Origin of the sequence: Nostoc sp. KVJ3 (assembly GCF_026127265.1) — a bacterium.
Taxonomy (GTDB): Bacteria; Cyanobacteriota; Cyanobacteriia; order Cyanobacteriales; family Nostocaceae; genus Nostoc.
This window is the reverse complement of sequence record NZ_WWFG01000002.1, coordinates 872397-897700: the sequence shown is the minus strand read 5'-3', so window position 1 is coordinate 897700 and position 25304 is coordinate 872397. Positions and strand designations below refer to the sequence as shown.

The 25304-nt window shown below is 41.2% G+C and carries 24 protein-coding genes; 11 read left to right on the top strand and 13 right to left on the bottom strand.

Translation table 11 applies throughout. The features are described from left to right. Positions 1-171: 171 nt before the first annotated feature. On the bottom strand, positions 172-1188 hold the full coding sequence (locus GTQ43_RS19955) for a ribose-phosphate pyrophosphokinase (RefSeq protein ID WP_265274500.1): 1017 nt from the start codon (positions 1186-1188) through the stop codon (positions 172-174). Between the two features lie 637 nt (positions 1189-1825). Between GTQ43_RS19955 and GTQ43_RS19950 the strand changes: the two genes are divergently transcribed. From GTQ43_RS19950 to GTQ43_RS19915, 8 genes are all read left to right on the top strand, one after another. Continuing rightward, positions 1826-2812: a decaprenyl-phosphate phosphoribosyltransferase gene (locus GTQ43_RS19950; protein ID WP_265274499.1), complete on the top strand. Its 987-nt coding sequence runs from the start codon at positions 1826-1828 to the stop codon at positions 2810-2812. Positions 2813-2881: 69 nt separating this feature from the next. Beyond that, the gene (locus GTQ43_RS19945) at positions 2882-3520 is read left to right on the top strand and encodes a class I SAM-dependent methyltransferase (protein ID WP_265274498.1); all 639 of its coding nucleotides are present in this window, start codon (positions 2882-2884) and stop codon (positions 3518-3520) included. A 34-nt stretch (positions 3521-3554) separates the two neighbouring features. Next, a complete protein-coding gene (locus tag GTQ43_RS19940; RefSeq protein WP_265274497.1) occupies positions 3555-4172 on the top strand; it encodes a YqeG family HAD IIIA-type phosphatase in 618 nt (205 codons plus the stop codon). Positions 4173-4230: 58 nt separating this feature from the next. Beyond that, positions 4231-4566: a small multidrug resistance protein gene (locus GTQ43_RS19935; RefSeq protein WP_265274496.1), complete on the top strand. Its 336-nt coding sequence runs from the start codon at positions 4231-4233 to the stop codon at positions 4564-4566. A 147-nt stretch (positions 4567-4713) separates the two neighbouring features. Further along, positions 4714-6297: a glycosyltransferase family 39 protein gene (locus GTQ43_RS19930; RefSeq protein WP_265274495.1), complete on the top strand. Its 1584-nt coding sequence runs from the start codon at positions 4714-4716 to the stop codon at positions 6295-6297. A 170-nt stretch (positions 6298-6467) separates the two neighbouring features. Continuing rightward, positions 6468-8192: a serine/threonine-protein kinase gene (locus GTQ43_RS19925; protein WP_265274494.1), complete on the top strand. Its 1725-nt coding sequence runs from the start codon at positions 6468-6470 to the stop codon at positions 8190-8192. Continuing rightward, positions 8192-8872 (top strand): dethiobiotin synthase, encoded by a 681-nt coding sequence (gene bioD, locus GTQ43_RS19920; RefSeq protein ID WP_265274493.1) that lies wholly within the window; start codon positions 8192-8194, stop codon positions 8870-8872. Before GTQ43_RS19925 ends, bioD begins: the two co-directional genes overlap by 1 nt. Positions 8873-8962: 90 nt before the next feature. Next, positions 8963-9898, top strand: a complete 936-nt coding sequence (locus tag GTQ43_RS19915) for an undecaprenyl-diphosphate phosphatase (RefSeq protein ID WP_265274492.1) — start codon at positions 8963-8965, stop codon at positions 9896-9898. A gap of 154 nt (positions 9899-10052) precedes the next feature. On the opposite strand, the gene namA is transcribed toward GTQ43_RS19915, so the two are convergent. The 12 genes from namA to GTQ43_RS19855 form a co-directional block, all read right to left on the bottom strand. Continuing rightward, positions 10053-11120, bottom strand: coding sequence for an NADPH dehydrogenase NamA (gene namA, locus GTQ43_RS19910; protein ID WP_265274491.1), 1068 nt, complete (start codon positions 11118-11120; stop codon positions 10053-10055). A 91-nt stretch (positions 11121-11211) separates the two neighbouring features. Next, a complete protein-coding gene (locus tag GTQ43_RS19905) occupies positions 11212-11619 on the bottom strand; it encodes a hypothetical protein (protein ID WP_265276503.1) in 408 nt (135 codons plus the stop codon). Positions 11620-12376: 757 nt separating this feature from the next. Beyond that, positions 12377-12784, bottom strand: coding sequence for a peptidoglycan-binding domain-containing protein (locus tag GTQ43_RS19900; protein ID WP_265274490.1), 408 nt, complete (start codon positions 12782-12784; stop codon positions 12377-12379). Between the two features lie 203 nt (positions 12785-12987). Continuing rightward, positions 12988-14355 carry an NAD(P)/FAD-dependent oxidoreductase gene (locus GTQ43_RS19895; protein WP_265274489.1) on the bottom strand — a complete coding sequence of 456 codons (1368 nt, stop codon included), beginning with the start codon at positions 14353-14355 and terminating at the stop codon, positions 12988-12990. 266 nt (positions 14356-14621) lie between these two features. Continuing rightward, positions 14622-14867, bottom strand: a complete 246-nt coding sequence (locus GTQ43_RS19890; protein ID WP_265274488.1) for a hypothetical protein — start codon at positions 14865-14867, stop codon at positions 14622-14624. A 38-nt stretch (positions 14868-14905) separates the two neighbouring features. Beyond that, positions 14906-15565, bottom strand: a complete 660-nt coding sequence (locus GTQ43_RS19885) for a heme-copper oxidase subunit III (RefSeq protein ID WP_265274487.1) — start codon at positions 15563-15565, stop codon at positions 14906-14908. 138 nt (positions 15566-15703) lie between these two features. After that, positions 15704-17371, bottom strand: a complete 1668-nt coding sequence (ctaD, locus tag GTQ43_RS19880) for a cytochrome c oxidase subunit I (protein WP_414859126.1) — start codon at positions 17369-17371, stop codon at positions 15704-15706. Then, positions 17361-18344 (bottom strand): cytochrome c oxidase subunit II, encoded by a 984-nt coding sequence (locus GTQ43_RS19875; RefSeq protein WP_265274486.1) that lies wholly within the window; start codon positions 18342-18344, stop codon positions 17361-17363. Before GTQ43_RS19875 ends, ctaD begins: the two co-directional genes overlap by 11 nt. Before the next feature lie 186 nt (positions 18345-18530). Beyond that, positions 18531-19124: a DUF2231 domain-containing protein gene (locus GTQ43_RS19870; RefSeq protein WP_265274485.1), complete on the bottom strand. Its 594-nt coding sequence runs from the start codon at positions 19122-19124 to the stop codon at positions 18531-18533. Further along, positions 19121-19615 (bottom strand): DUF2231 domain-containing protein, encoded by a 495-nt coding sequence (locus tag GTQ43_RS19865; protein WP_265274484.1) that lies wholly within the window; start codon positions 19613-19615, stop codon positions 19121-19123. Before GTQ43_RS19865 ends, GTQ43_RS19870 begins: the two co-directional genes overlap by 4 nt. A 408-nt stretch (positions 19616-20023) precedes the next feature. Beyond that, positions 20024-20977: an alpha/beta hydrolase family esterase gene (locus tag GTQ43_RS19860; RefSeq protein WP_265274483.1), complete on the bottom strand. Its 954-nt coding sequence runs from the start codon at positions 20975-20977 to the stop codon at positions 20024-20026. A gap of 594 nt (positions 20978-21571) precedes the next feature. After that, positions 21572-21787: a hypothetical protein gene (locus GTQ43_RS19855; protein ID WP_265274482.1), complete on the bottom strand. Its 216-nt coding sequence runs from the start codon at positions 21785-21787 to the stop codon at positions 21572-21574. 675 nt (positions 21788-22462) lie between these two features. On the opposite strand from GTQ43_RS19855, the gene GTQ43_RS19850 reads away from it, so the two are divergent. The 3 genes from GTQ43_RS19850 to GTQ43_RS19840 all read left to right on the top strand — a co-directional run bounded on the left by GTQ43_RS19850 (position 22463) and on the right by GTQ43_RS19840 (position 25271). Continuing rightward, positions 22463-22873 carry a hypothetical protein gene (locus GTQ43_RS19850; protein ID WP_265274481.1) on the top strand — a complete coding sequence of 137 codons (411 nt, stop codon included), beginning with the start codon at positions 22463-22465 and terminating at the stop codon, positions 22871-22873. Between the two features lie 153 nt (positions 22874-23026). Further along, complete coding sequence (locus GTQ43_RS19845; protein WP_265274480.1) at positions 23027-23383, top strand: IS5 family transposase; 357 nt, start codon at positions 23027-23029, stop codon at positions 23381-23383. 370 nt (positions 23384-23753) lie between these two features. Next, complete coding sequence (locus GTQ43_RS19840) at positions 23754-25271, top strand: ABC transporter permease subunit (RefSeq protein ID WP_265274479.1); 1518 nt, start codon at positions 23754-23756, stop codon at positions 25269-25271. The last annotated feature ends 33 nt before the right edge of the window (positions 25272-25304 follow it).

The following is a 25304-nucleotide window of genomic DNA, read 5'->3' as shown; positions in this document are numbered from 1 at the left end:
TACAAAGAAAGGCAGAGGGCAGAAGGCAGAAGGAAAGAAGTATTAATAAGAGCAGGGGTGCGATCGCCCATAAGGGACTTTAATGTTGGCGTAATAACTAAAAGCAAAAGCCCACACTGCACCCGATCAAGGGATCAATGTGGGTAATTTATCCCTGTAACGGGAATGTAGTTAGCGGAACATACTACTAACTGAAGTATCTTCATGAATCCGCCAAATAGTTTCTCCTAAAAGATTAGCTACTGACAGCACTACTAATTGGGGAAAACGATTGTTTTCTGGTATGGGGATCGTATTGGTGACAATCACTTCCTCAAACAAACCACTGGATAATCGTTCCATCGCTGGTGGAGAGAATACCGCATGAGTTGCACACGCGTATACCTGACTAGCTCCCTCTTCACGCAGTAATCGCGCTCCTTCTGCGATCGTGCCTCCAGTGTCAATCATGTCATCCACCAGCACTGCTGTTTTGCCTCTAACGTCACCAATGACATTTAACACTTCTGCAACATTATGTGCCTGACGACGTTTGTCAATAATTGCTAGTGGGGCATCATTGAGTTTTTTTGCAAATGCTCTGGCTCGTGCTACACCGCCAACATCGGGGGAAACAACCACAAGATCGGGCAGTTGTTTACTCGCTAAATAATCCAGCAATACTGGCGAACCATAAACATGATCAAAGGGAATATCGAAATAACCTTGAATTTGAGCCGAGTGTAAATCCATTGCCAAAACGCGGTTAGCACCTGCTTCAGTAATCAAGTTAGCAACCAACTTGGCGGTAATTGACTCTCGTCCTGCCGTTTTGCGATCGGCACGGGCATAGCCATAGTAGGGAATTACTGCTGTTACCTGTCGTGCAGAAGCTCGACGACAAGCGTCAACCATAATCATTAATTCCATTAAATGATCGTTCACGGGTTGACAACATGGTTGGATTAAATAGACATCACAACCCCGAATTGATTCTTGGATTTGAACATAAAGTTCTCCATCCGCAAATCTTTTGCGAATCATTGGCCCCAAGTCCATGCCCACATAACGAGCGACTTCTTGAGACAATTGTAAATTTGCAGAGCCAGAAAACAGCCGCAAGCGATTATTATCGCTCAGTCCTGTTGCAGATGGTTGCACTTTGAAAGTTGCAGAACTGAGAACAGCAGATCCTCTATTTAAATTCATAGCAATATTATCATTAGAGATTTAATAGATTTAACCGAGAAATAGCTTAAAAAAACATCTGGGAGTTTTATTGAAGCTTCCATACAAAATTTAAACATTTCTGGATACAATTATCATCCGCTAATTATCTAATCCTCTTGGCAAACAAGCTATAAATAGCCGTAACTGACATCAAATCTCTCTACTAGACCCATCGTTCAATTTTTTTGGGTTGAGGTAAATAACCCTAATCCTTAATCTTAAACATTGGTATGTCACGCTACCTCATTGATAGCTAACACTCAGCATTTACAACTTAAGTGATGTTCAAGTTTGTTCTCGTACAGTATAGCACCTATGGCTAAGTATTGAAATAGTAACTTATTGTTATATAGCCTACGCATTGACAAAAACGACAAATATACTTGAAAAAAGATACTAGTAGTGTATACACTCAATACTAAATAAAGATTAGATAAAGTTTAAATAAAGATTGAGTAAAAACATCCTTTTTGATACCAAAATATTACTCAAGAAGGGTAGTATCATCTAGGTAAAAATATTTACAAATTTTTACGATAATAAATTTTAATTAAACTTACAAAAATTGTTCAGTCTAGTTAATTGCCCTGAAAAACAGAAGCGGGAAACATAATTTATGGACTCTCGACGGACTTCAGTAGTAGAAAAATCTGTAACTGCCATAGTAACTAGTTCTAAGAAGTCGGGGTACTATCTAGCTGCTATGCGACCGAGGCAATGGACGAAAAACCTAGTAGTGTTTGCAGCACCATTATTTGCATTTAGCATCAGTCTACAATTTTTACTAAGTAGCTTATTGGCATTTGTCTTATTTTGCTGTGCATCAAGTAGCTTCTACTTAATCAATGACATCGTAGATGTTGAATCTGACCGTCAGCACCCTGTTAAGTGCAAGCGACCAATTGCTGCGGGATTAGTTAGCGTTCGGGTTGCTACTGTGATGGCCTTCGTGCTGTTGAGTAGTGCTTTGACTTTTGGGTGGTTGCGATCGCCCCAATTGGGTGCAGCCATAACTGGATACGCTCTATTGCAAGTCGCTTACAATCTCCGACTCAAACGGATGGTGATTTTGGATGTTGGAGCGATCGCTACCGGATTTGTCCTCCGAGCCTATGCAGGTGCTGCTGCGACCGGCATTGTTTTATCCAGTTGGTTTTTAATCTGCACTGCAATGCTGGCACTATTCTTAGGCATTGAAAAGCGCAAAGCAGAACTGCGATTAGCACAAATTAAAGGCAACAAACCTCGTGCTGTCCTCAGATATTATTCCTTGCCCTTACTAGCTCGCATGGAAAATGTCGTTACTACTTGTACAGTCGTCACCTATGCTCTTTGGAGTGCAGGCCCGTATCTACATGGGGCACCCACCTCTTGGATGCTACTGACTTTGCCGTTTGTTTTGTATGGAATTTTTCGCTATCAACTACTCAGCGATCCCCAAGAAATTGCCAATTACGCTGACGATCATCCAGAACAAGGTGGACGTAGTGAGCGCCCAGAAGAAGTTTTATTGAAGGACTTGCCAATACTAGCCACAGTTGTTGGTTGGATTATTACCTGCTTTTTGATTCTCTTACTCAAGCATCATGGAATGATCGAATAAAAAAGAGAAAACTCCAAAAGTCAGACTGCGGGATGAAATTTGTAGCTGTTTTATCATCTAACAACACGTATGAATAGTTTTAGCCTTGCTGAAGAAATGAAATTACCTTCTCAAAGGATGTCTGGGCTTGCTGCACTAAAAACGCGCTACCGCCCATTTATCTGTCCTCTTGATATGGTTCTTGAAAAGATTCCAGAAGGCGCGCGTCTTTATGATATTGGCTGCGGAACAGGAGCCTTACTCTATCTAGCTTTAAAGTTACGCTCCGCAAAAGTAGCTCATGGTTATGATATTTCCCCTGAAGCTGTGAAAGCTGCTGCGGCTTTTGCAATGGAACCTGAAGTATTTCAGGTTTTTCATTTGCATCCAGAAGAAACCCCCCCAGATTTGCATGGATATGACACTGTCACCATGATTGATGTTCTGCACCATATTCCTCCACAACTACAGGACGATTTTCTCCGTAAAACAATTGCACGGATGGATTCGGGAGCAAGACTGATTATTAAAGACATTGAGGCATCTAAAATTATTGGGTCTTTTCTAAATCAGCTTCATGATTTGTTGCTGGCGAGAGAATGGGTTCACCAACGCCGAAGCAAGGATCTTGTTCAGGTTTTCCAATCAATGGGAGCCACAGTTAGCCGACCAGTACTCCGTTGGACTCTTTGGTATCCACACTTTCAAATTGTTGTACTAGTCCCTTAAGGCATAACAGAACGAAATTTGACGGAATTTATAGATGAAAAATCTTACAGTTGTTTTCAGAAAACTCTTCAGCACTCTTGCCTTGCGGCTGCATTTGCTCATTCATGGAAACAACCCAATAGGTTTTAAAAGTAACTCCCACAAACTACCACGACGTGCTTATACACTAGCAAGCATCGAAATTGATTCACTAAAAAACTTTAGAATTCAAGGGATAATTCTAGATTTAGACAACACTATTGTGTCAGAAGATGACAAGTACCTATCTCCTTATGCAGAAGATTGGATTACCCAAGCAAAGTTAGCCGGATTACAATTTTTTATCCTTTCAAATGGGAAACGTCGTTATCGCGTCAAATATTGGTCTCATCGTCTTGATATTCCGGCACTAAGTCCAGCGAAAAAACCCTTTCTCCCTGCATTTCGACAGGCAATAGCCTATATGGGTCTACCCGCACAACATGTAATTGTTATTGGTGATAGTTTACATACTGATTTCGTGGGATCGCTACTTTGTGGATGTGGCTTCATCCAAGTTTCCAGCCTACCGCACCCGCCCCGATGGTGGGAAAAATTCGCTGGTAAATGGGTGCAAATACCTTATCCATCTGGAGTAGAACTTTGGGATTTTGACGGTGCTTATGAAAGCTAATGATAAATTGCTCTTTTCTTCAAAAAATATCACCTTGCTAATTAACTAAATTTTTACCATGAATAACTCGATAGTTTTTAGTTTACTGATTTTAACCACAGTTGCTTTAAATACGCTAGCTCAAAATCTCTTGAAACTAGGAGCAGGGCAAAATCCTTTAAATATTTATTTATTAGGAGGAATTTGTACCTATGGTGTGAGTACAATTTTTTACGTGGTAGTTTTAGGAAAGCTGAATTTATCTGTTGCCTATCCAATAGTAATAGGATTAACAATTACAGCCACAATGATTACTGGTGCTGTAGTTTTGCGAGAAAAAATCTTAATTTCCCAATGGTTAGGAGCAGGTTTGATGCTGAGTGGTATCTGGGCAATCGCTTTAGGTAAACATTGATTATTGATTACTGTTTTCAGAATAGTAATGCTTAACTTATTCATTACATTGATTTGAAAGAGTCGTCTGATTCATTGTTCCAAAAGTTGAATTGATAGAAACTATGCAGCAGTGATTGCTGTAGCATCATAAAGAGGAAATAAAATTATGACTAAAACCTTAAGCCAGAAAGATTCTTTAACACAGAAAGAGTCTAAATATTATATATCTGTTATTACAGTAATTATTTTAGGTGCTTTTCTCCGCTTTTTTCTGTTGGGAAACCAGAGTCTTTGGTATGACGAAGGTTTGAGCTTAACTAATTCTGATGCCTCGACATTTCAAGAGAGTATCTCGATAGTTAGACACATAGGAAATAGTGATAAATTTCAACCACTATACTTTATAGTTTTGTTTGGCTGGCGACAGGTATTTGGTGAATCTGAATTTGCCCTTCGCTCACTCTCTGCTGTTTTAGGAATTGGCTCAACTATCTTTGTATTCTTGACTGCTTTGCGGATATACGGGAAAAAGCATGCCTTATGGTCTCTGCTAATCATAACACTCAGTTCTTTTTGTGTTTATTATAGCCAAGAGGCAAGAATTTATGCTTTAGCGATGTTTATAGCCTCGCTTCAACTCTACTTCTTTAGTAAGGTATTAGTTAAAAATGAAGATAATCAAATAAGTTCAAAATTGCTGTTCGCGATTTTTACTGCATTAGGAATGTTTTGTAACATTACTATGTGGTTTTCTACTACAGCCCTATGTTTATCTCACATTGCCATATATAGAAATTTTAAGCAATGGCTACAATGGTGGGTTCCTGCTGCGGTTTTATCTATACCATCAATTGTGTATCACCTGACTTTACCTGGAGCAACTAATCCAGAAACAATTCAAATTAATCGTTCAGCATTCCCCATAATTCAAAATATTCTTTTCGTTTTAAATGGTATTTTAGTTGGGATAACCTATGGGCCTTCAACCGATGAGTTGCGTGGTGACAATAGAGTACAGGTTGTGCTAAGTTACTGGCCACATATACTCTTATTGTTGATTGTCAGTAGTGTAATTTTCCTGACTTTAATAAAAGTTTTATTAAAACACAAGAAAAACAATATAGCGAAACATCCTGATTACTTTTTTGCTTTTCTTTTTGTGATGGCATTTTTAATGGGATTGTTCTTAGCTCTAGCCGCAAAACTTAATTGGTTGCCGCGTTACTCTTATTATCTTTGGTTGCCACTTGCTATACTTATCCCCTCAGTTTTGAGTCAAAGACCTGCTATTAGTTCAAAGCGTCAGGGAATATCTCAGTTTGCCAAAATTGCTGTCATCTCTCTGATATTTCTGAACGTTTATTCTCTTTTTAACTACTACTTTAATAATAACTATCAGAGAGATGACTACCGCTCTGCAACCCACTACATTATAAAAAATCGTACCTCTTCTACAAAATCTGTATTTTTATATGGTAATCCCAGGTTATTTAGATACTACGGTGACACTCTAAGTCTGGATGCTAGGGATTTGGGAGATAGCTTAAAAGGGGGGAGCATTAGTGTAAAATTTGCACAAGAAATTGAAAAATTAACAAATAGTGCAGATACAGTTTTTATAGTAGTTAATCGGGAACATCTGTTCCCGAAAGGGGTGATTGAAAAAAATATGAGTGATTTGTATAATCTGGATTCTGAAGTTAGTTTTGCATATTTTAAAATCTATCGTTTTCCCAAGAAGAAAAATTGAATTGGGGATTAGAGGCTTTTAAGGTATGCAGTATTAAAAACCTGGCTCTGGTGGGGGTGTACTTGTTGGGTATAGTAGAATATTGCCGCAGGTAACTATTTGTCGCCTCTTGGACTTAATCTTTGTCGGTGACTTCCTCCTTAATTGCTACTACACTCAGTCAATCGATCATGCAATCACCCATTACAGTTGGTACTGTCTTGCAAAACCGTTACCGCATAATTCAAATTCTCGGACAAGGAGGATTTGGTAGAACCTACCTGGCAGAAGACCAGAGGCGCTTTAACGAACTTTGCGCGATCAAAGAATTGATTTCAACAGCAACAGAGGCTTTAGCTAGGGAGAAGGCACAAGAGCTTTTTCACCGAGAAGCGGCTATTTTGTATCAAATAGAACACCCACAAGTGCCTAAGTTCCGGGAAAGATTTGAGCAAGACCAGCGCTTGTTTTTGGTGGAGGACTACGTTGCAGGTCAGACGTACCGAGCCATGCTGGATGAACGGCTAGCCGTTGGTCGAACTTTCACAGAGCCGGAAGTATTGCAACTGATCCAGTTGTTGTTGCCTGTTTTAGAGCATATTCATAGTCGAGGGATTATTCACCGGGATATCTCGCCAGAAAATATTATTTTGCGAGATAGTGACGCTAAACCTGTGTTAATTGACTTTGGGGTGGTGAAGGAACTGGCAACACGTTTGCGATCGCCAGAGAGCGCTATGCCAGAAACCACTGTGGGAAAATTAGGCTACTCTCCTAGCGAACAAATGCAAACAGGGGGAGCTTACCCTAGTAGTGACTTGTATGCGTTAGCGGTGAGTGCGATTGTTTTGCTGACTGGAAAAGAACCAAGGGATCTATTTGATGAAAATCAACTAACTTGGAATTGGCAGCGACGGGTAAAAGTGAGTCCGCGATTTGCTGTAGTGTTGAATCGAATGTTGAATCATATACCGAGCGATCGCTATCAGAGTGCTGCTAGTGTATCTCAAGCACTCCAGCCTTTAGAGCAAGTCAGTCTTCCTCCTCTGAATGCCTCTAATTTGCAGACAATGGCTGTTAGTCGCCGTCCTGACTTAGTAATACCACCAGTTTCGCCCAAGAAACAACCCGATCCTGTGATTCCACCAAGTCCTAGTAACTCAGTCTTGGATAATCCCTTAGCGATCGCAGCAATTGCCATTGCTGTAGTGATTGTTGCCGGATTTGGTTCTTGGGCGTTGGTCAGTTCTATTCGCAGTCAGCCAAAACCATCACCAAGTGAGACGCTTCCACAAAATTTTCCTTCCCCAGTTATTTCTGGTGGGACTACATTTACATCTACACCTACATCTACACCCACCAACAATCAACCCGTTGTATCTAGTAAACGCCTCAATTTAGGAGCAAATAACACAGTCACGGTTAAGGATACTCTCAAAACAAATCAAATAATTAGGTACACTTTTTTTGGACGAGAAGGTGACAAATTAACTGCATTTATTGAACCAGGAAGCAGCGTTTTACTCACAGTTTTAAGTCCCAATCAACAACCAATTGATAATAGTACTCAACAAGTAACAGCATATCAAGGCACATTACTGGTTACTGGTAGATATACTATTGAATTAACATTACTTTCAGGAGCAGCCGAAAGCAGTTACAACCTGAATATTGCCTTAGAAAAACCAGTCAAACTAACACCTACAGAAACACCGATTCCAATTCCCACAGAGATACCGATTCCAATTCCTACACAGACACCAATTCCCACAGAAACACCGATTCCAATTCCTACACAGACACCAATTCCAATTCCCACAGAAACACCGATTCCAATTCCAACTCCGCCCACTGGTGAAACGCCAACTTTTCCGCCAACTGATGGAACACAACCATTTTCGGGCCAAAGAAATTAATGTTAAACACACTATTGATTACTGGAACTGATACCGAAGCTGGTAAAACTGTTTTAACAACAGCGTTAGCAGCCTATTGGCAAAAATATTATCCGCAGCGTAGCTGGGGAATCATGAAACCGATTCAATCGGGGATTGGCGATCGCGAATGGTATCAACAGCTATTTGCCCTAGAACAATCCTCAGAGGAAATTACACCGTTGTATTTTGAAGCACCTTTAGCCCCTCCCATCGCCGCAGCCCGAGAAAATCGCCAAATTGATTTAGCTCTTGTGTGGCAAGCTCTGTCTAAATTGCGATCGCAACGTGATTTTGTCCTTGTAGAAGCCTTGGGAGGGTTAGGTTCGCCAGTAACAGAGGAATTAACGGTAGCCGATTTAGCAGGAGAATGGCGTTTACCAACGGTATTGGTAGTGCCAGTGAGATTGGGTGCGATCGCTCAAGCAGTAGCGAACGTAGCATTAGCTAGACAATCGCGCATCAATCTTAAAGGCATTGTTCTAAACTGCGTACAACCCCGAACAGATGCAGAAATAGCCGATTGGACACCGCAGCGATTGATTCAATCACTTACTAACACTCCCATTTTAGGCTGCTTACCTTATTTAGATAACCTGACTGATTTAGATAAACTTGCTCAAATAGCATCAGATTTAGATTGGGAAACATTGGCACTTTGAATTGGGAATTGGGCATTGGGCATTAGATGTCATCTAAGTGCCATGTCTTATTCACAGAAGCGTCATTAACATAAGTTAATTTGTCGATATTTGGTTAAAAGTAAATTATTTACACCTGATATCATGATGCTTTCTTTTGTAGTGGCGAGTGCAGTCTGTGGCAACGGTAGCGAAGTCAATCTAGACTTTGCTAACCTGAGCTGGATTGACGTGATTATTTTAGGCATCGTTCAGGGAATTACAGAACTACTGCCAATTAGCAGTACTGCTCATTTGCGGATAGTGCCAACTCTACTGGGGCTGAAAGATCCGGGATCTGCTTTTTCAGCAGCAATGCAGTTAGCTAGTTTGACTGCTGTTCTAGTCTATTTTTGGCAGGACTTAAAAAAATTAACTGGAGAGACAGTTAGAGCAATTAGCGGACAAGATTATCAGTCAAGTTCTTTGCAACTGGTGTTGGGCTTATTGATCGGAACCTTACCTATTGCTGTGGCTGGTGTGCTACTTAAACCAATTCTTAACGCCTGTAACTCACCAATGCGCGGGTTAGTAGTTATTGGAGCAGCTTCAATTATTATGTCAGGATTGCTAGCGATCGCTGAAAAACGTGGAGGACGCGATCGCACTTTCAACAACCTCTCCCTCTGGGATGGCATTTGGGTAGGGGTTGCTCAAGCTTTTGCCCTGATTCCTGGCGTTTCTCGCTCTGGTTCCACCCTCACTGCTGGGTTATTTTTGGGTATGGAACGGGAGACATCTGCCCGATTTTCTTTTTTGTTGGGCTTACCAGCCGTGATTTTGGCGGGTGCTGTAGAACTGCATACTCTTACGAAAGCAGGACTGAGTACGGCTGGTTGGTTGACTTTATTGGTGGGATTAATTTCTGCCAGCATTTCCGCTTTTGCCGCAATTTGGGGACTTCTGCGCTACCTGGAAAGACATAGTACCTTGATTTTTGTTTTCTACCGTTTTGCGATGGGTGTATTTTTGATAGTTGCTGTGATGGCTGGTTGGTTGCAGAATTGATTTTAACCAGTAACTGATTATTAGCGCTCTTTTAGGACTCTGATGAAAGAAAAAAAATGTAGGTTGGGTTGAACAAAGTGAAATCCAACAAAAACAAGGACTTTTCGTGTTGGATTTCGTCCCTCAACCCTAATACCCCTACTGCGTGTACTTTTTAAAGCCAAGCTCGGTCATACTGAACAGGCCAGAGTTTATCCTGTCCTAACTGTTTGGCTGCCAAATTTGGCCAGTAAGGATTGCGGAGTAGTTCACGTCCCAACAGCACTATATCAGCTACTTCTGTACGAATAATTTCGTCAGCTTGTTCAGGGGTTGTAATTAAGCCTACAGCTCCTGTATGGATATTAGCTTCGCGGCGGATGCGTTCGGCAAACTGAGTCTGATAACCAGGTTTAATTGGTATATTAATGCCGGGTATAATACCCCCTGATGAACTGTCGATGAGATCAACTCCTAGAGACTTAAGTTTGTCACTTAAAGCGACACTTTGCTCAATGTCCCAACCCTTATCTACCCAATCGGTGGCAGAAATACGTACCCACAGTGGATATGTTTCAGGCCAAACTTCTCGGACTGCTTGCACAACTTCTCTTAGGAAACGAGTCCGGTTTTCAAAGCTACCACCATAATCATCTTGTCGTTGGTTAGAAAGGGGTGAGAGAAACTGGTGGAATAAGTAACCGTGAGCCGCATGGATTTCAATTACCTTGAAACCAGCTTGCAGAGAACGTTTAGCAGCTTGAACAAAGGCATCAATAATTTCCTGAATTCCTTCTAGACTGAGGGCTTCTGGAACTGGGCTATCTTTGCTAAAGGCGATCGCACTACTCGAAACCAAGGGCCGCCAACCTTCCTGAGATTCATCTAGCGCTTTCCCTCCCTTACTAGGTTTGGCAGTGCTGGCTTTTCTACCTGCATGAGCAAGTTGAATCCCTGCAACAGATCCAAAGTTATGAATCAATGCCACAATTCTGGCCAAAGTTTCTATGTGTGCATCTGACCAAATTCCTAAATCTTGCGGGCTGATGCGGCCACGTGGTTCTACGGCGGCGGCTTCTGTTAGCACTATACCTGCACCACCAACTGCACGAGAAACTAAATGAATAACGTGCCAATCATTAGCATATCCATTTGTACTGGAATATTGACACATGGGTGAAACGGCAATGCGATTACGAAAATTAACTTCACGAATCTTTAATGGTTCAAATAGATGTGCCATTGGTATTGATTCCTTTTCACTTTAGCGAGTTAATTCCAAGTTAAGCGATCTCGTTGAGTCAAGAATCCTCGTGCCTTTAGTCCGAGGAGTGTCAATCAACTAGATAACTGTGCCAAATTAATTGAGTATCTTTACTACCCTTTTCTGGAATTAGCGATCGCCAGGTTTTACCTTCTTGCTGAATTTGCAGGTAAATGTCAAAGGGTTGTTGTGGTTGCGTCAAACGCCGTTTTGGTAGTTTAACAATCAAGTCATAAGTTCCCCGAACGTGGAAAGCTGGTAAATTTTCAATCGTTAGGGGTTGTTCTTGGGTAATTGATAGCCGCTTGATTTCAAATCCTTGAAAATCTAGATCCAACTGTTGGCTAAGTTGTTGTTGAGTTTGCTCTAGCCCAAGTGCGATCGCTTTTTGCACTAACTCGCTAGTTGGTAGCAGTCCAATACTGCCACAAGCTGCCACTAGCACCAGCAATATTGCTGTCAAAACTAACCGCACTATGTTATTCACTGCCTAATATGATATTTTCTTCCTTATCAGTTTACCGGACGGGCTTATATATTACCCACATTCCGCACTTCAAAAGTAATAGAAAGCACTACGAAAACATTTTCGGACATGGGTAAATAAAAATACTTAGAAGCTTGAGTTCGGCAAAGTCAGACAATGAAAAAAACTCAAAAATATTTTAGAGGTAAAAAATATCTCCAACCTCAGAAACATATCATTGCGAATGGAGCGTTCGCGGTAGCGTCTCGTAGAGATAGCAAGATCCCCTACGGAGTACGCTTCGCTCGCAATGACTGTAATTAATTCTGCATGGTTACTTAATAGACACCAAATCCGCGATAAATCGCCGTCAGGACGAAGGACTAATTATTGTAAAGACGGCGATTTATCGCGTCTCTTGCCTTAACCGAACAGTATTGGCACCAGTCCTAACAACCGCCTCATAATAAATAAATTTTCCATAAGAATTTAGCACTCAAGAGTCAGAAACTGAAAAGAATCTAAATTATGATTAGTAAGTAGAGCGGCGTAAATAATTAAAGTTTTGTAGTAAGGGCTTCAGCCCTTATTTGTTCGCGTAGCGTCTCAGCGAGATGCTACGCCAACAATTTAAAAATTATTTACATTACTTAATCTAGTTTGATTTATTCTTGCCTACTTACTTATACTGAGTTGATCGTATTTTATCTTGATTCTTTAGCTATTCTGACTCCTGAATTCTGGACTTTTACCCAGTAAGGTAAATTAATTATTTGAGAGCTGCCAAAGTCCGGTGTCCAATTATTCCGTCTGCTCTTAATCCTTTAGATTTTTGAAATTTGATCACTGCTGAACGTGTCTTTTTATCAAAGACACCATTCACATCCGCAGTATAAAATCCTTGTTGTTTTAAAGCATTCTGAGCAGTTTTGACTGCTTCTCCCTTACTACCTACTGTGAGCGAATTACTACGGTTGGCTGTACTATTAGACTTATGTTTGGTATGAATTTTTTGGACAGCATTAGGCTTTTTCATGGTATTGCCTTGCTGACTATTTTGTGCAACTTGGATAGCAGTAGTTGAATTGTGGGTTTTATTATTGGTTAAAGAATAACCCGGCGCAACAGTAGCCAAAGTCAAAGCAGGGATCAAAGCAAGTACTTTCCAATTCATCATCTTGTTCCTTTCAAACTATGATAGATTTTGCAGTTTTGATTTGAAGAGTCATCCTAACAAGGGTTGCTGCCTTCTAGTGATTCTCTTCGGTAGCTGTGGATTTAGTATAGAACTAGCCTAGTTTCTAATCCAGAACCTTAGTATCACACCTCATATTGACAAAGGCATTGCAAAACTGTGACAAAACTATGACTGATTATTCCCTACTCCGTTTTATCTTCATCTCCCAATCTTTTCAGTAATTTTCTCGCGGCGAGAATACCCATAACTCCTACACCGACTATTTCTACTGCTTGTACCACTTTTTTACCTATATTATGAGGATCGAGGTGGTGGTGAAAAATCTCTTCATCCACCCATTCAGTAGTAGCTTTAAAATCATGAATTGCTGTTGGCAGTAGCGTTAAATAAGTACCTTGACGAATTAAATGTGCGGTTTCACCTGCAACTTCAAAAACATTAAAAAGGTTAGCAGCAGCATCATTTATCCCCAATTTTAAAAGGGTTCCACGGATGTTAACCTTAACAGGTTTGAGTTCTTCTCCAAGAGCGATCGCTTTTAAATTCCGGGCAATATTGGCTCCTTGCTGATAAGCCGCTTGAGCCGTAGGTGGTAGCGAATTATCTTGAACTGCTGCACAATCACCACCGACAAACACTTCTGGGAAATCTAGCAATTGCAAGGTGGGAGTAACTAAAGGCCGATCGCGGCGATCTCGATGTTCTTGAGGAATTGGCAAGTCTTTAATCAGTGGATGGGTAGAAGTGCCAGCAGTCCAAATTGTTGTAGATGTTGGCAATGTCTTCACTTCATCATTGCTTTTATATTCAATTGCGTTGGGGTGAATAGTAGTCGCTTCTGCTCCCCTGATGATTTCAACTGGTATAGTGCGTTTTTGTAATTCTTTCTCAGCAATTTCACGTAACGGATCGTTGATATCGCCATCAAGGATTTTTTCACCATGATTGAGCAGTACCACACGAATTTCACTGGAATTACCTTTCAAAGCACTATACCAATGTGGGAGAAAATCAGCTAAAGTTGCTGCCATTTCCACACCACTCGCACCACCACCAACTACGACTACTGTTAATAGTTGACGGCGTTGTTCTAAATCTTCAGTTTGCGCTGCTTTTTGTAAACAGTCACGTAAATGTCTCTCAAGAGCGATCGCATCTGCTTGCGTCCAAAAAGGAAAGGCGTATTCTTTAGCACCTTCAACCTGATGATAGCCAGTAATGCTACCCAAAGCTAATACTAGGTTGCTGTAGTTATAGGAGTTTCCTGAACTTAATTTGATTGCCTTTTGATGCAAGTCTATCGATTCAACTGTATCTTGAACAAAGATCACACCACTATTTTTAAGTAATTCTGAAAAAAGCGGAACTACCTGAAAGTCATCCATCTCGCCATCGAAATATTCATATAGTAGTGGCTTAAAGCAAAAGCGCTCTTCTTTATCAATCAAGATAACAGAGCGAGGATAATGTTCGTGAGCTAAATGTAAGGCTGTAAATAATCCGGTAAAACCACCGCCGATAATTACAGTTTGATAAACTGGGCTGTTCATAAAATCCCTCGTAAATCTTGTGAAATTAGGACATTTTATTGAAATAGAATTCAGGATTCAGGAGTCAGAATTCAGAATGAATTGATTCTGACTCCTATTAGCAATAGCAGGGCGTTTATAGCGGTTCCCATTCAAATGTGGTACAACATCATCTCGTAAGGTGTAGGGGCAGTTCATGAATTACCCCTGCGGGTGTACCTCACATAAATGAGAACCGCTATAGTCCATTCTGACTTCTGAATTCTTCTTCAATAATCAAAGCTTTGCTAGATGAATAAAAATAAAGCTATCAAAATAGCACTGAGGAACACAGCCAATCCAATAGCGTATTCAACTCTGCGACTAAAAAATCCTACAGCGGCAATCAGAGCGATCGCAAGCCCAATAATGCCAGCATATTGCTCTTTTTGTAATCCGCTTGCAATTAGTGGGTCTTTGCCCGGTGCTGGAGTTTCTTGAATTGTTTTTGGGGCGCGTTCTGAGGCTGGTATTTCTTGGAAGAATAGATTCATCAAATTACTCCTTAAAAAACTGTAATTTCTGAATATTTTTATGTTCGCCAAAGATAGAGAAGCGAGAAAAGAAAGACCCAAACTACATCAACAAAGTGCCAAAACAAAGTTGTTGCACTTGTACCAAAGTGAGTCTTATTATAGTTGCCTGGAATGAATGAGCGAATCAGCATAACGATCTGAAGCACAACACCAGCCAGAACGTGTAAACCGTGAAAGCCTGTTAGTAAATAAAATGTGGAACCAACTAATCCTGTAGTAATCTTGAAATCGAGATTTTTCCACTCAATTAACAGACCGACTAAGAAGTAACTTCCCATTGCGATCGTTATCAGCCATAGCCAGCGAAATTTACTCAGTTGATTATGCTTGAGGGCATTTTCTGCTGGTTGAATTATAAAGCTACTAGAAAGTAATACTACCGTATTGATAACCACAAATGTAGACAATTCTGGCCCAGAAATACCGGGTGGTAGCCAGTTCTTAGTAGTCAGTCGCAGAGCAACATAAGTAAAGATAAAACTCAGAAAGATGATGCTTTCCGACAATAGGAACACGGTAAATCCGAACATTCCTTTACCGTGATGATCTTCATGGCTACCGCCACCACTTGGTAAGAAGCGCTGTAACCAATTTGGCAAGCGTTGTCGCCATAGATCAAAACGGATAGGACTTTCATCTATATGACGACTTTGCATAATTCGTAATAGAGCCTCCGGCACGCTACGCGAAAGTAATTCGTAATTAAAACACAGAATTTTAGGTGTAGGTTGGGTTGAGGAACGAAACCGAACCTACAAACTTACTCAATCCAAAATCTAAAATCTAAAATTTAGTCACTCGCTGTTATCAGAATTTACGATTACTGAGTATTTTGGATTGCCATAGTCATAAGGAGGTCTGGTAACAATTGGAATCTCCTCAAAGTTATCTCGCGGGGGTGGTGAAGAGGTTGTCCATTCCAAGCCGGTGGCGTGCCAAGGATTATCAACTGCCTTTGGCCCGTAGAGCCAAGAACCTACTATGTTAGCAATAAAAGGCAGCGTGGATGCTCCTAGTAAGAACGATCCCAGGCTAGCGATGATGTTCCATCCCTGATACTGTGGATCGTAGGAAGAAACTCGGCGGAGCATCCCTTGTAAACCTAATGGGTGCATAGAAAAGAAGGTGATATTGGCAGGAATAAAGGTCAGCCAAAAATGCAATTTTCCCCAACCCTCAGCATACATTCTGCCAGTTATCTTAGGAAACCAGTAGTAAATTGCTGCGAAAATTGCCATTGTGATGGTGTTAAAAACGATGTAGTGGAAGTGTCCCACAACAAAGTAGGTGTTATTGACATGGATATCAAAAGGTGTGGCAGCAAGCATTACACCAGTAACACCGCCAAAAATAAACATGGCTGCACCTCCCATTGCAAATAGCATTGGTGTCTCTAGATGTAGCTTGCTCCTCCAGATGGTGGCAGTCCAAGCGAAGGCTTTAATACCGGTGGGTATGGCAACTAACATTGAGGTAGCCATGAAGGTCATCCGCATCCAGCCGGGCGTGGCACTGGTGAACATGTGATGTACCCAAACGAAAATACTGATCGCAGCAATACCCAAGGTTGCGATCGCAACTGACCGATAACCAAATAGGGGATTGCGAGAAAATGCCGGCAGAACCTCAGCAAAAATACCAAAGGCTGGTAGAGCCATGATATAAACTGCTGGGTGAGAATAAAACCAAAATAGATGCTGATAAATGATGGGATCGCCATTCTCATCCGGTTTAAAGAATTGTGTACCAAACGAGAGATCAAGCAACAGCAGGATCAATGCAGCTGTCAAGGCGGGTAAATTAATCAGTTGCAATAACTGGGCGCTGAAAACTGACCAAACAAACACAGGCATCCGAAAAAATGTCATCCCTGGGGCGCGCATCCAAAAGATGGTTGTCACAAAGTTGACAGCCCCCATGATGGAAGAGATGCCGATCAACACTAGGCTGACTATCCAAATAAATTCACCATTAATAAACTGATCCCCTGGAACTTGCAGACTAATTGGTGGATAAGACCACCAGCCAGATTGGGCAGTGCCGTTTGGGAGGAAGAAGCTAGATAGTAGTAAAAGACCGGCTGGTGGCAAAATCCAAAACGAAATGGCATTGAGCAAGGGAAAAGCCATATCCCGCGCCCCAATCATTAGCGGCACTAAGTAGTTAGAAAGACCTGCATTGAAGGGAATAATCCACAGGAAAATCATGATTGTCCCGTGCATGGTGAACAAACCGTTATAAAGCGGGCGATCGACCAGATTTGATTCTGGGGTGAGCAACTCAGCCCGGATTAGCATCGCCAACAGCCCGCCAATCAGGAAGAAAATGAAGGTCATCACCATGTACTGAATTCCAATCACTTTATGATCGGTGTTGAAGCTGAAATATTCCCGCCAAGTATTACCCTGCTGGTTCTGCGATTCTCGATCCTCGATCATCTCTTGACTAAAATCATGTGTCATTATTTAGCTTCCTTTTATTGGCAATACCAGGTTGAGCAGGTGTGACGGTGTACCAGCCGCTATTAAACAATGTTTTTGGTGGTTGGATATTTTCGGCAACTGCTTGATTTATTGGAGTTTGTTCGCTACTGGTGGTTTGGGTGAGCCACTGGTTATATTGAGCGAGGGATTCAACATATACATCCGTTTCCATTAAGGAAAAGTAAGTACCGCTAAATTGAGAATCTTTCAGCCGATATTTACCTGGGCGAATTGGTGTTAACACAATATCAATCTTGCGCCCTGGAATAATATCTTGCTTTAAGCGAAACTCAGGGACATAAAAACCGTGAATTACATCCTGCGCTTGCAGATTTAAGCGAGTACTGCGATTGATCGGCAGATGCAGTTGATTGCTAGTAACGTTATTGGGATAACGAAAAGACCAATCCCACTGCTTAACGAAAACATCAATAGTTTCAGATGCCGGTTTGGGGGCATCGCTGACAGTTGCAGCAACGGCAGGTGCAGATTCAAAAAGAGGCATCTGAAAAAGAGCATTCCCCCTGCCCCCTGCTCCTTTTCCCCCTGCTTCTTGTTGGGGTGTATGCAAATGCACGATTTGGTTTAAACCTAAAATATTTAATTGCTGATAAATATTGAAGCTTTGCAAAGCAATCCATACTACTAACAAAGTTGGGGTTGCTGTCCACAATATTTCTAGCCTCGCATCACCTCTAGAGGGGTGTCCTTCAGTGTAGTCTTCTGGGGGGGCGCGATGGAATGCGATCGCATACACCATAACGCCAATTAGCCCAAGCAAGATAAATGCTCCAATTGAGACTAAGAAGCTAAACAAATCATCTACCCGTTGTGCTTCTGCTGTAGCTTGGGGAGGCATCCAAGAAAATGCTTGCAGCCCCATCCACCGACTAACGATTAGTAGCACTGCTACATAAACCGCTATCAATATATATTCAAAAACACTAAACATAAACGATAAATTATCCAAATAAACGAACCACAGAGACGAGGCAGTGCGTTGGGCGGGCAATGCCCGACTTGTTCGCGCAGCGTCTCCGACAGGAGAAGCAACTGCCGTGCAGAGAACGCAGAGAGAGGAGAACTAGAGAAGATTTTTGCTCGGTTTTGGATATTTTTTATTTGGAAGTCCCTTTAATTATTTGCTGTAAACATTTTTGGCAACGGTATTAGCAGCAGTAACATGAATCCCAAATTCCTCTCCTAATTGCGCCCCCAAGGTTCCGTGAACGAATAATATACCTAGTATTGCAATCCCTGCTAACAAGTAACTCCACTGCACTTGTCTGGAAGCATCCTTACGCCAGTGGTAGCGTTGCAAACCTCTCCACACAGTCATGGCGACAATAATCCCCAACAGCAAAACGCCACCTAAACCATGTAAAAGCATCGTCCAACCAGCACTTAAGCCCCAAGCACTCTTTTGATCGACTGGTGGATTTGCCAACAGTAGCTCAAAAAAACCAGCCGCAACAGTGAAAAATGTGATAGTTGCTGCTGCGATGAGGTTGTACCAGCCGACATCAAAAAAGCTAGAACGGATGGCAGCCAATCCTAAAAATTTGAAAATAGGTTTTTCTAAAGAAAACAGCACTCCTGCGATGTCAAAAATGATGGCAATGATAAATAAACCCAGCGTTAAATGCACCAACTGCGGATGTATAGGAATCTCGTAGGGTAATCCGTTAGCACCCAAGCGTAATCTCAACTGCTCAATCAGTTGCGAGTTCATGGTGAAATTCCCTGTTTCATCGCTTGAACTACAGGTTCGACGTGCAACCCATATACCCAAAACAGTTTACTCCCTAAATACACTTGCAAAAACACTAGACACACTAAAAATGTTGCAGCACCAAGGTAAGCAGGTGGTATTCTTCGGGGGTTGCGGTTGCGAATTACAAAACGCCAAGCTGCGATCGCAGCAACAATGGCCGCTAGTGACCAACCCAAGACGGTATGATAATTTAGGGTTGACTGGGCTGCTGGCTGGGCTTGTGCTAATCCTGCTTCAAATTGACCAAAGATAATCGCCATGAAAATTGCGATCGCAGCTACAAACATATTCCAGAAACTCACCTCAAACAAACGCACGTTGCGGGTGAAATATCCCACCACATCACAGAAGAAAGAAAAAAACACCATCGCAATCACAAAGTGAACGATAATCGGGTGCAAAGGGTCAGGGTACGGTAGATTCTGGCTATTGAGAGGTAAGACAGACATCGCTTTTTCCTTGGAGTATCAGGCACGGTAATTACTCAGATGTTTAGTAAAAATAAAATTCAGTATTTACTATTTGGAGATTTTTAATTGTGCCGATGCTCCCAAAAATATATAATTCCTAACAAGGAATAGCTGAAATATAGAGCGAAAATCTACTATCTTAAGGATGACTTACCTAAACATCAATTGTTGCTTATAAAAAAATCGGTGCTGCTAAATCGAGGTTTAAATGTGAATATAGAGACATTGCATTGCAACATCTCTACAAGGATTTTGATATACGCAAAATTATTTTTCATCCGACAATTCAGTAACACCCAGAAATAATCCGTCCAAGTCAATCCCCTAGATTTATCTATGGGGTTACTCAGCACTCAGCACTCCTGAACAGCGCATAGGGCTACCAGCTTAAGACAAACTGTGGCGTTGAAAAAAGTCCCAAATTGTCTGACTGGCGTTTAAACCAAGTTGAGCATTGAACTTATTTAGGCTGATATCAGTTGAAGCACCACCAGGCCAAAAATGTCCCCCGTTTACTACAGCTAGTTGTAGTACCTCTGAGTTACCACTACAACTTGAGTACTGAGAAGCTTTGACTTTAGAACTTTTCGTGCCAGTTAGCAGTGGAGATACACTAGGTGAAATACATTGATCGTGCGATCGCCAAAAGCTTACCATATCTGAAATAGAAACAAGCGCTCCTCGTTGACTGTGGTCATCACCTTCATAAAGGACATCATGATCGTTTGTACCGTTGACAATCATCATCGAGATGGGAGTCTGAGGTTGGCAATTAGGCTTAAGTCGAACTGGAAGAGAGCCAGCTACTGATGCGAAAGCAGCAATTTTATCAGATAACTTACATGCTAAAGCTTGAGTAAGTATTCCGCCCCTAGAGAAACCCGTGGCATAGATTTTATGACTATCAATATTTATTTGTTGCTTAAGATGATCGATTAAAGCACTGACAAATAAAACATCATCTACCTTTCCTTGAGAATTACCTCTAAGACTCCACTTTTTATTCATTCCATCAGGATAAACAACAATAAATCCTTTTTGATCTGCTAAATTATTAAAGCGTGTAACATCACTAATTGAATGACCGCTACCATCATCTCCATGAAATACTAAAACTAATGGCATTGGCTGGTTTGGATTATAAGATTTGGGAGTATAAAGATAGTAGGTGCGTAATTTTCCTTGGTTATTTATCTTTCCATAATTATCACCAATCAATATTTTTTGTTTGGACGTATTTACTTCATCAGCTTTAATTGAACTACAAGCTGTGACTAAACTAATTGCAAGTAAGAAAGTAATAATTCTCTTAAAAAATTGACAACTTTGATATATGTTCATAGTCAGTTAATCACTTGATAAAAATACTTTCACTTGAATTAATATATTTTGTCTAGCCTCCAAAGTTGTATTAAATAAAACTGATCCTCATCCTAAAGTGTTACTTTTAATGAAGTAAATAAATATATGAAGAAATCTTAAGAATAATTCAGAGTGTAGAATAAATCAGTAGGGGATTCAGACCCGCTACTCAATAAGGTTCGGTTAAGGTTCTTTGATGAAAATAATAGACCCCAAATCCGCGATAAATCGCCGTCAGGACGAAGGACTAATTATTGTAAAGACGGCGATTTATCGCGTCTCTTGCCTTAACCGAACAGTATTGACCCGCTACTGATTGAATACCCATTGAGTAATTGACGTTGTGTTATGTCGTAGCTTAAACGCATCTCGAACTACCAATGATCCGTTAGCTGAAAGCACAACGCACACCAATACTGTTCAGGGGAAAGCATTTTGACATGGAATTGGTTCGAGGAAAAGGCTTCGCCGTTAGCGTTAGCTAAACGGCTAAAGGTTTTTCTTTCCCCCTTTTCCCAAAACCTGACAAATATTGCAATGCACCCGGTATTATCACTGCCAGCAGCAGATATATTAAACTCTTACATAATGAGCCGGAACCCAGCGACGACCATGTGCTGTTCTTTCCCAATGCCCACGAATCAACTTTTTGTGGACAACATGACGAGCAATGAGATTATGTCCATGAATATCAGGTCTGACACTAATCTCCGCTGCCGATGCCTGTGAGGGTAAGGAAGCAATTGCGAGTGGTAGAGCCAGCAAAGTGCCAACAAAGATACGTTTCATTATCCAATCTCCTATCAGTTGCTTTTAGTTGGATTGACTACAACATTCCTAAATAAATCTATGGATATTTATCCCTCCTATAGACACATAATCTTCGGAAATAGCCTTAGTATAAGGATTTTTTTCCCTTTGTTACCCTGATACTAGAGGAAGTCTTATTTGTCTCAGGACTAAATAGGTTGCTGTATTGCTTTGAGTTTAAAACACTAAATAGAAACACACACTGGAAGAAAGTCATAATTTAGGCATGACTAAAGTCACACTTACGTGATGTGCATTTTGTGACTTTACCCATAATTTTGTTGCAACTATTAGGAATCCGGTTTGATTTGAAGAAAAGATCCGTGGCGACAGCATAACGCACCAAACCCTTGATAATGATGTGTTGCGCAATTCAAGGCTAGTTAATAGTCTGTCAAAAGAGGCAGGGGAGCGGGGAGCAAGGGGGAGGATTGAAAGGAGCTTGTACTCCGACCAATCGAGAACGCCCTGGAAGGGCGGGGCTTGATACCCATGTTCCGCTCCGCTTCACGGCTTCGGGACTCTTCTATTGCTCCCCCTGCTAAGAGCCTCCTGCCCCTCCGCCTCTTCGGTCAAGTTTAATTTGATGGGTAAGAAAGGTGGTAGATTTTTAACAGTGCTGTTCGCTGGCCCCATCTCCTGAATATCCACACTATGAAAATCGAACGATTGCAGGAACTTAAGCAAAAACTGACGAATGAGAAAGACTTGTCACGTATTTGGTTATTTTTTATGGATCATTTTGCGGATCATCCAGAATTTACTGACCTGGGTCAGCCTGTACATAATGAATACCTAGATGCTGTCCTCCACACAACTTGTCAGCAAATGTTTGGTAGGGCAATCAAGATTACTGACTTTTTTCTGATCTATATTGCAAAGTATCAGTTATTTCATGGGCCTTTCCAAGTGGAAGGACTTATTGGGGGTGTGATTTATTTCGAGGATATAAAAGTTGGGTTACTTGCAGTGTCGGTTGATTATCCCCCTAGCGATGCGGTTAAGTATTCACGTTTTTCTGAAATGATTCAACTGTCGTCATCTAATCGCAATGAGTACAATTGATGCAAAGTTATTGTAAGTAGTAATTGTTACTCAATGTCCAATGCGATCGCAAGTAACAACTTTTCGATCCAACTATCTAATATCATGTTCGTAGGACTAGGGCGTGTTTTCAAACTCGTTATATCCTAGAAAAAAGGCGATCGCTGTATAGTCATGATCAACCGAGGGGACTTAAGTAACGAGCAGTGGGAGAAGTTAAAATCGTTACTACCATCAGAAAAACCACCAACAGGTAAGCCGAATCATGACCACCGTAGGGTTGTGAATGGCATCCTCTGGATACTGAGGACAGGGGCACTGTGGCGAGACCTTCCAGAACGTTATCGAAAGTGGCAGAGTGTAGCCACAAGGTTTTATCGCTGGCAAAAAGCCGGAATTTGGAACGAAATCTTAGCGCACCTACAAACCTTCGCAGACGAACATGGAAACCTTGATTGGGAAGTTCATTATGTCGATGGAACAGTTGTACGCGGCCACCAGCACGCCGCAGGTGGAATATTGGAGCGATGAAGACGAAAAACTAGGTCGTTTCAGTACGAAAATACACATTCGCTGTGAGGGTAAAGGTAAACCAATCACTTTTATTCTCAGCCCAGGAGAAATTTGAAGGCAATCCCGATTTATTTATATATTGTCGTCAAAACGCCTGACCTGAGCAAAATTTTGTATAGCAGCGAGAAGAACATTCGTAATAATGCAAAGAATTTGCAATCCCAAAAGCCTTGCGATTGCTTTGCCTCACTACGTTTCGTACCCTATGGAAAAGTTCCGCCTACGCAATGACAAATTACATTTTTACACATTTGGGATGCTCCCGCTCTAATATTTGATTGTCAGGTTTTTAACAAACCATAGAAGCGCAGAGGGAAGACAAAACAATATGGCTAAATTTGGTTTTGCGCGTTGGCTGCGCTGGTGTGTGGTTGTTGGTTTTAGCTGTTTGTTATTGGCTGGTTGTGGGGTGAATTCTAGTACGGGGAAAACTTTGCGGGTTGCTACAGAACCTGCGTTTCCACCTTTTGAGTTTCAGGGAAAAGGTGGAGAGTTACAGGGTTTTTCTATTGATTTGATGAATGCGATCGCAGTTGCAGCTAAGTTTAAAGTAGATTTTAAAAGTATGCCTTTTGATGGTATAGTTCCGGCTTTGGCTGCCAAAACGGTAGATGCAGCGATTAGTTCGATCACAATTACAGAGGAGAGGGCGAAGACGATTTCTTTTTCCCGTCCTTATTTTAAAGCTGGGTTAGCGATCGCTATCCGCGCAGACGATCCAAATATTACTGGCTTTGACAGTCTCAAAAATAAAAAAATTGCAGTTCAAATTGGCACAACTGGGGCTGCAAAAGCTAAAAGTATTCCCGGAGTGCAAATTCGCAGTTTTGATTCAGCACCTTTAGCCCTGCAAGAGTTAGCTAATGGTAATGTGGATGCGGTAATAAATGATGCGCCAGTTACTATATATGCTATTAATACGGGCAATCTTCAGGGAATAAAAATAGTACAGCAATTGTTGACAGAGGAATTTTATGGCATTGCTACGGCTCAAAATTCGCCGAATTTGGCATTAATAAATGATGGTTTAGATAGAGTGTTGAAAAATGGCACTTATTCCGAAATTTACCAAAAATGGTTTAAAGCCCAAGCGCCAGCACTACCAGCTAAATCGCCATTTAAGAATCAGAGTAGCAATGGCGCACCTAACATATCTACCTCAATTGGCATTATTTTACAGGCTTTTCCGACTTTATTACAGGGAGCTTTGGTAACGTTGCAATTAACGATACTTTCTGTAGTATTTGGTTTAATTGGAGGTTCCCTAATTGGCATTGTCCGTCTTTCGCGGATCGCACCCGTGCGTTGGATAGCGAGGGCCTATGTAGATTTTTTTCGAGGAACGCCTTTATTGGTACAAATTTTTATGATTTACTTTGGATTACCTGCAATTTTCCAGGAACTTGGTTTGACATTTACTTTTGATCGTTTGGTAGCTGGGGTAATTGCCTTAAGTTTGAATAGCGCCGCATACATTGCCGAAGTTGTGCGGGCTGGGATTCAATCAATTGAAGTAGGACAAGCAGAAGCAGCACAATCATTAGGTTTGAGTTCTGTGGAAACAATGATTTATGTGATTTTTCCTCAAGCTTTTCGGCGGATGATTCCACCATTAGGTAATGAGTTTATCAGTTTATTGAAAGATACTAGCTTAGTTTCTGTGATTGGGTTTGAAGAATTAGTACGTAAAGGACAGTTAATTGTTGCTAACAACTATCGCGCCTTTGAAATTTACGCAGGTGTAGCGGTGGTTTATTTATGTTTAACGTTACTTTCTTCACAAGCATTTAGTCGCTTAGAAGTGTGGATGAATCCAGTTAAAGGACAGAGGAAGTATGATACCTAATAATTATTCAGATGATTTTTCTGATTTACAAGT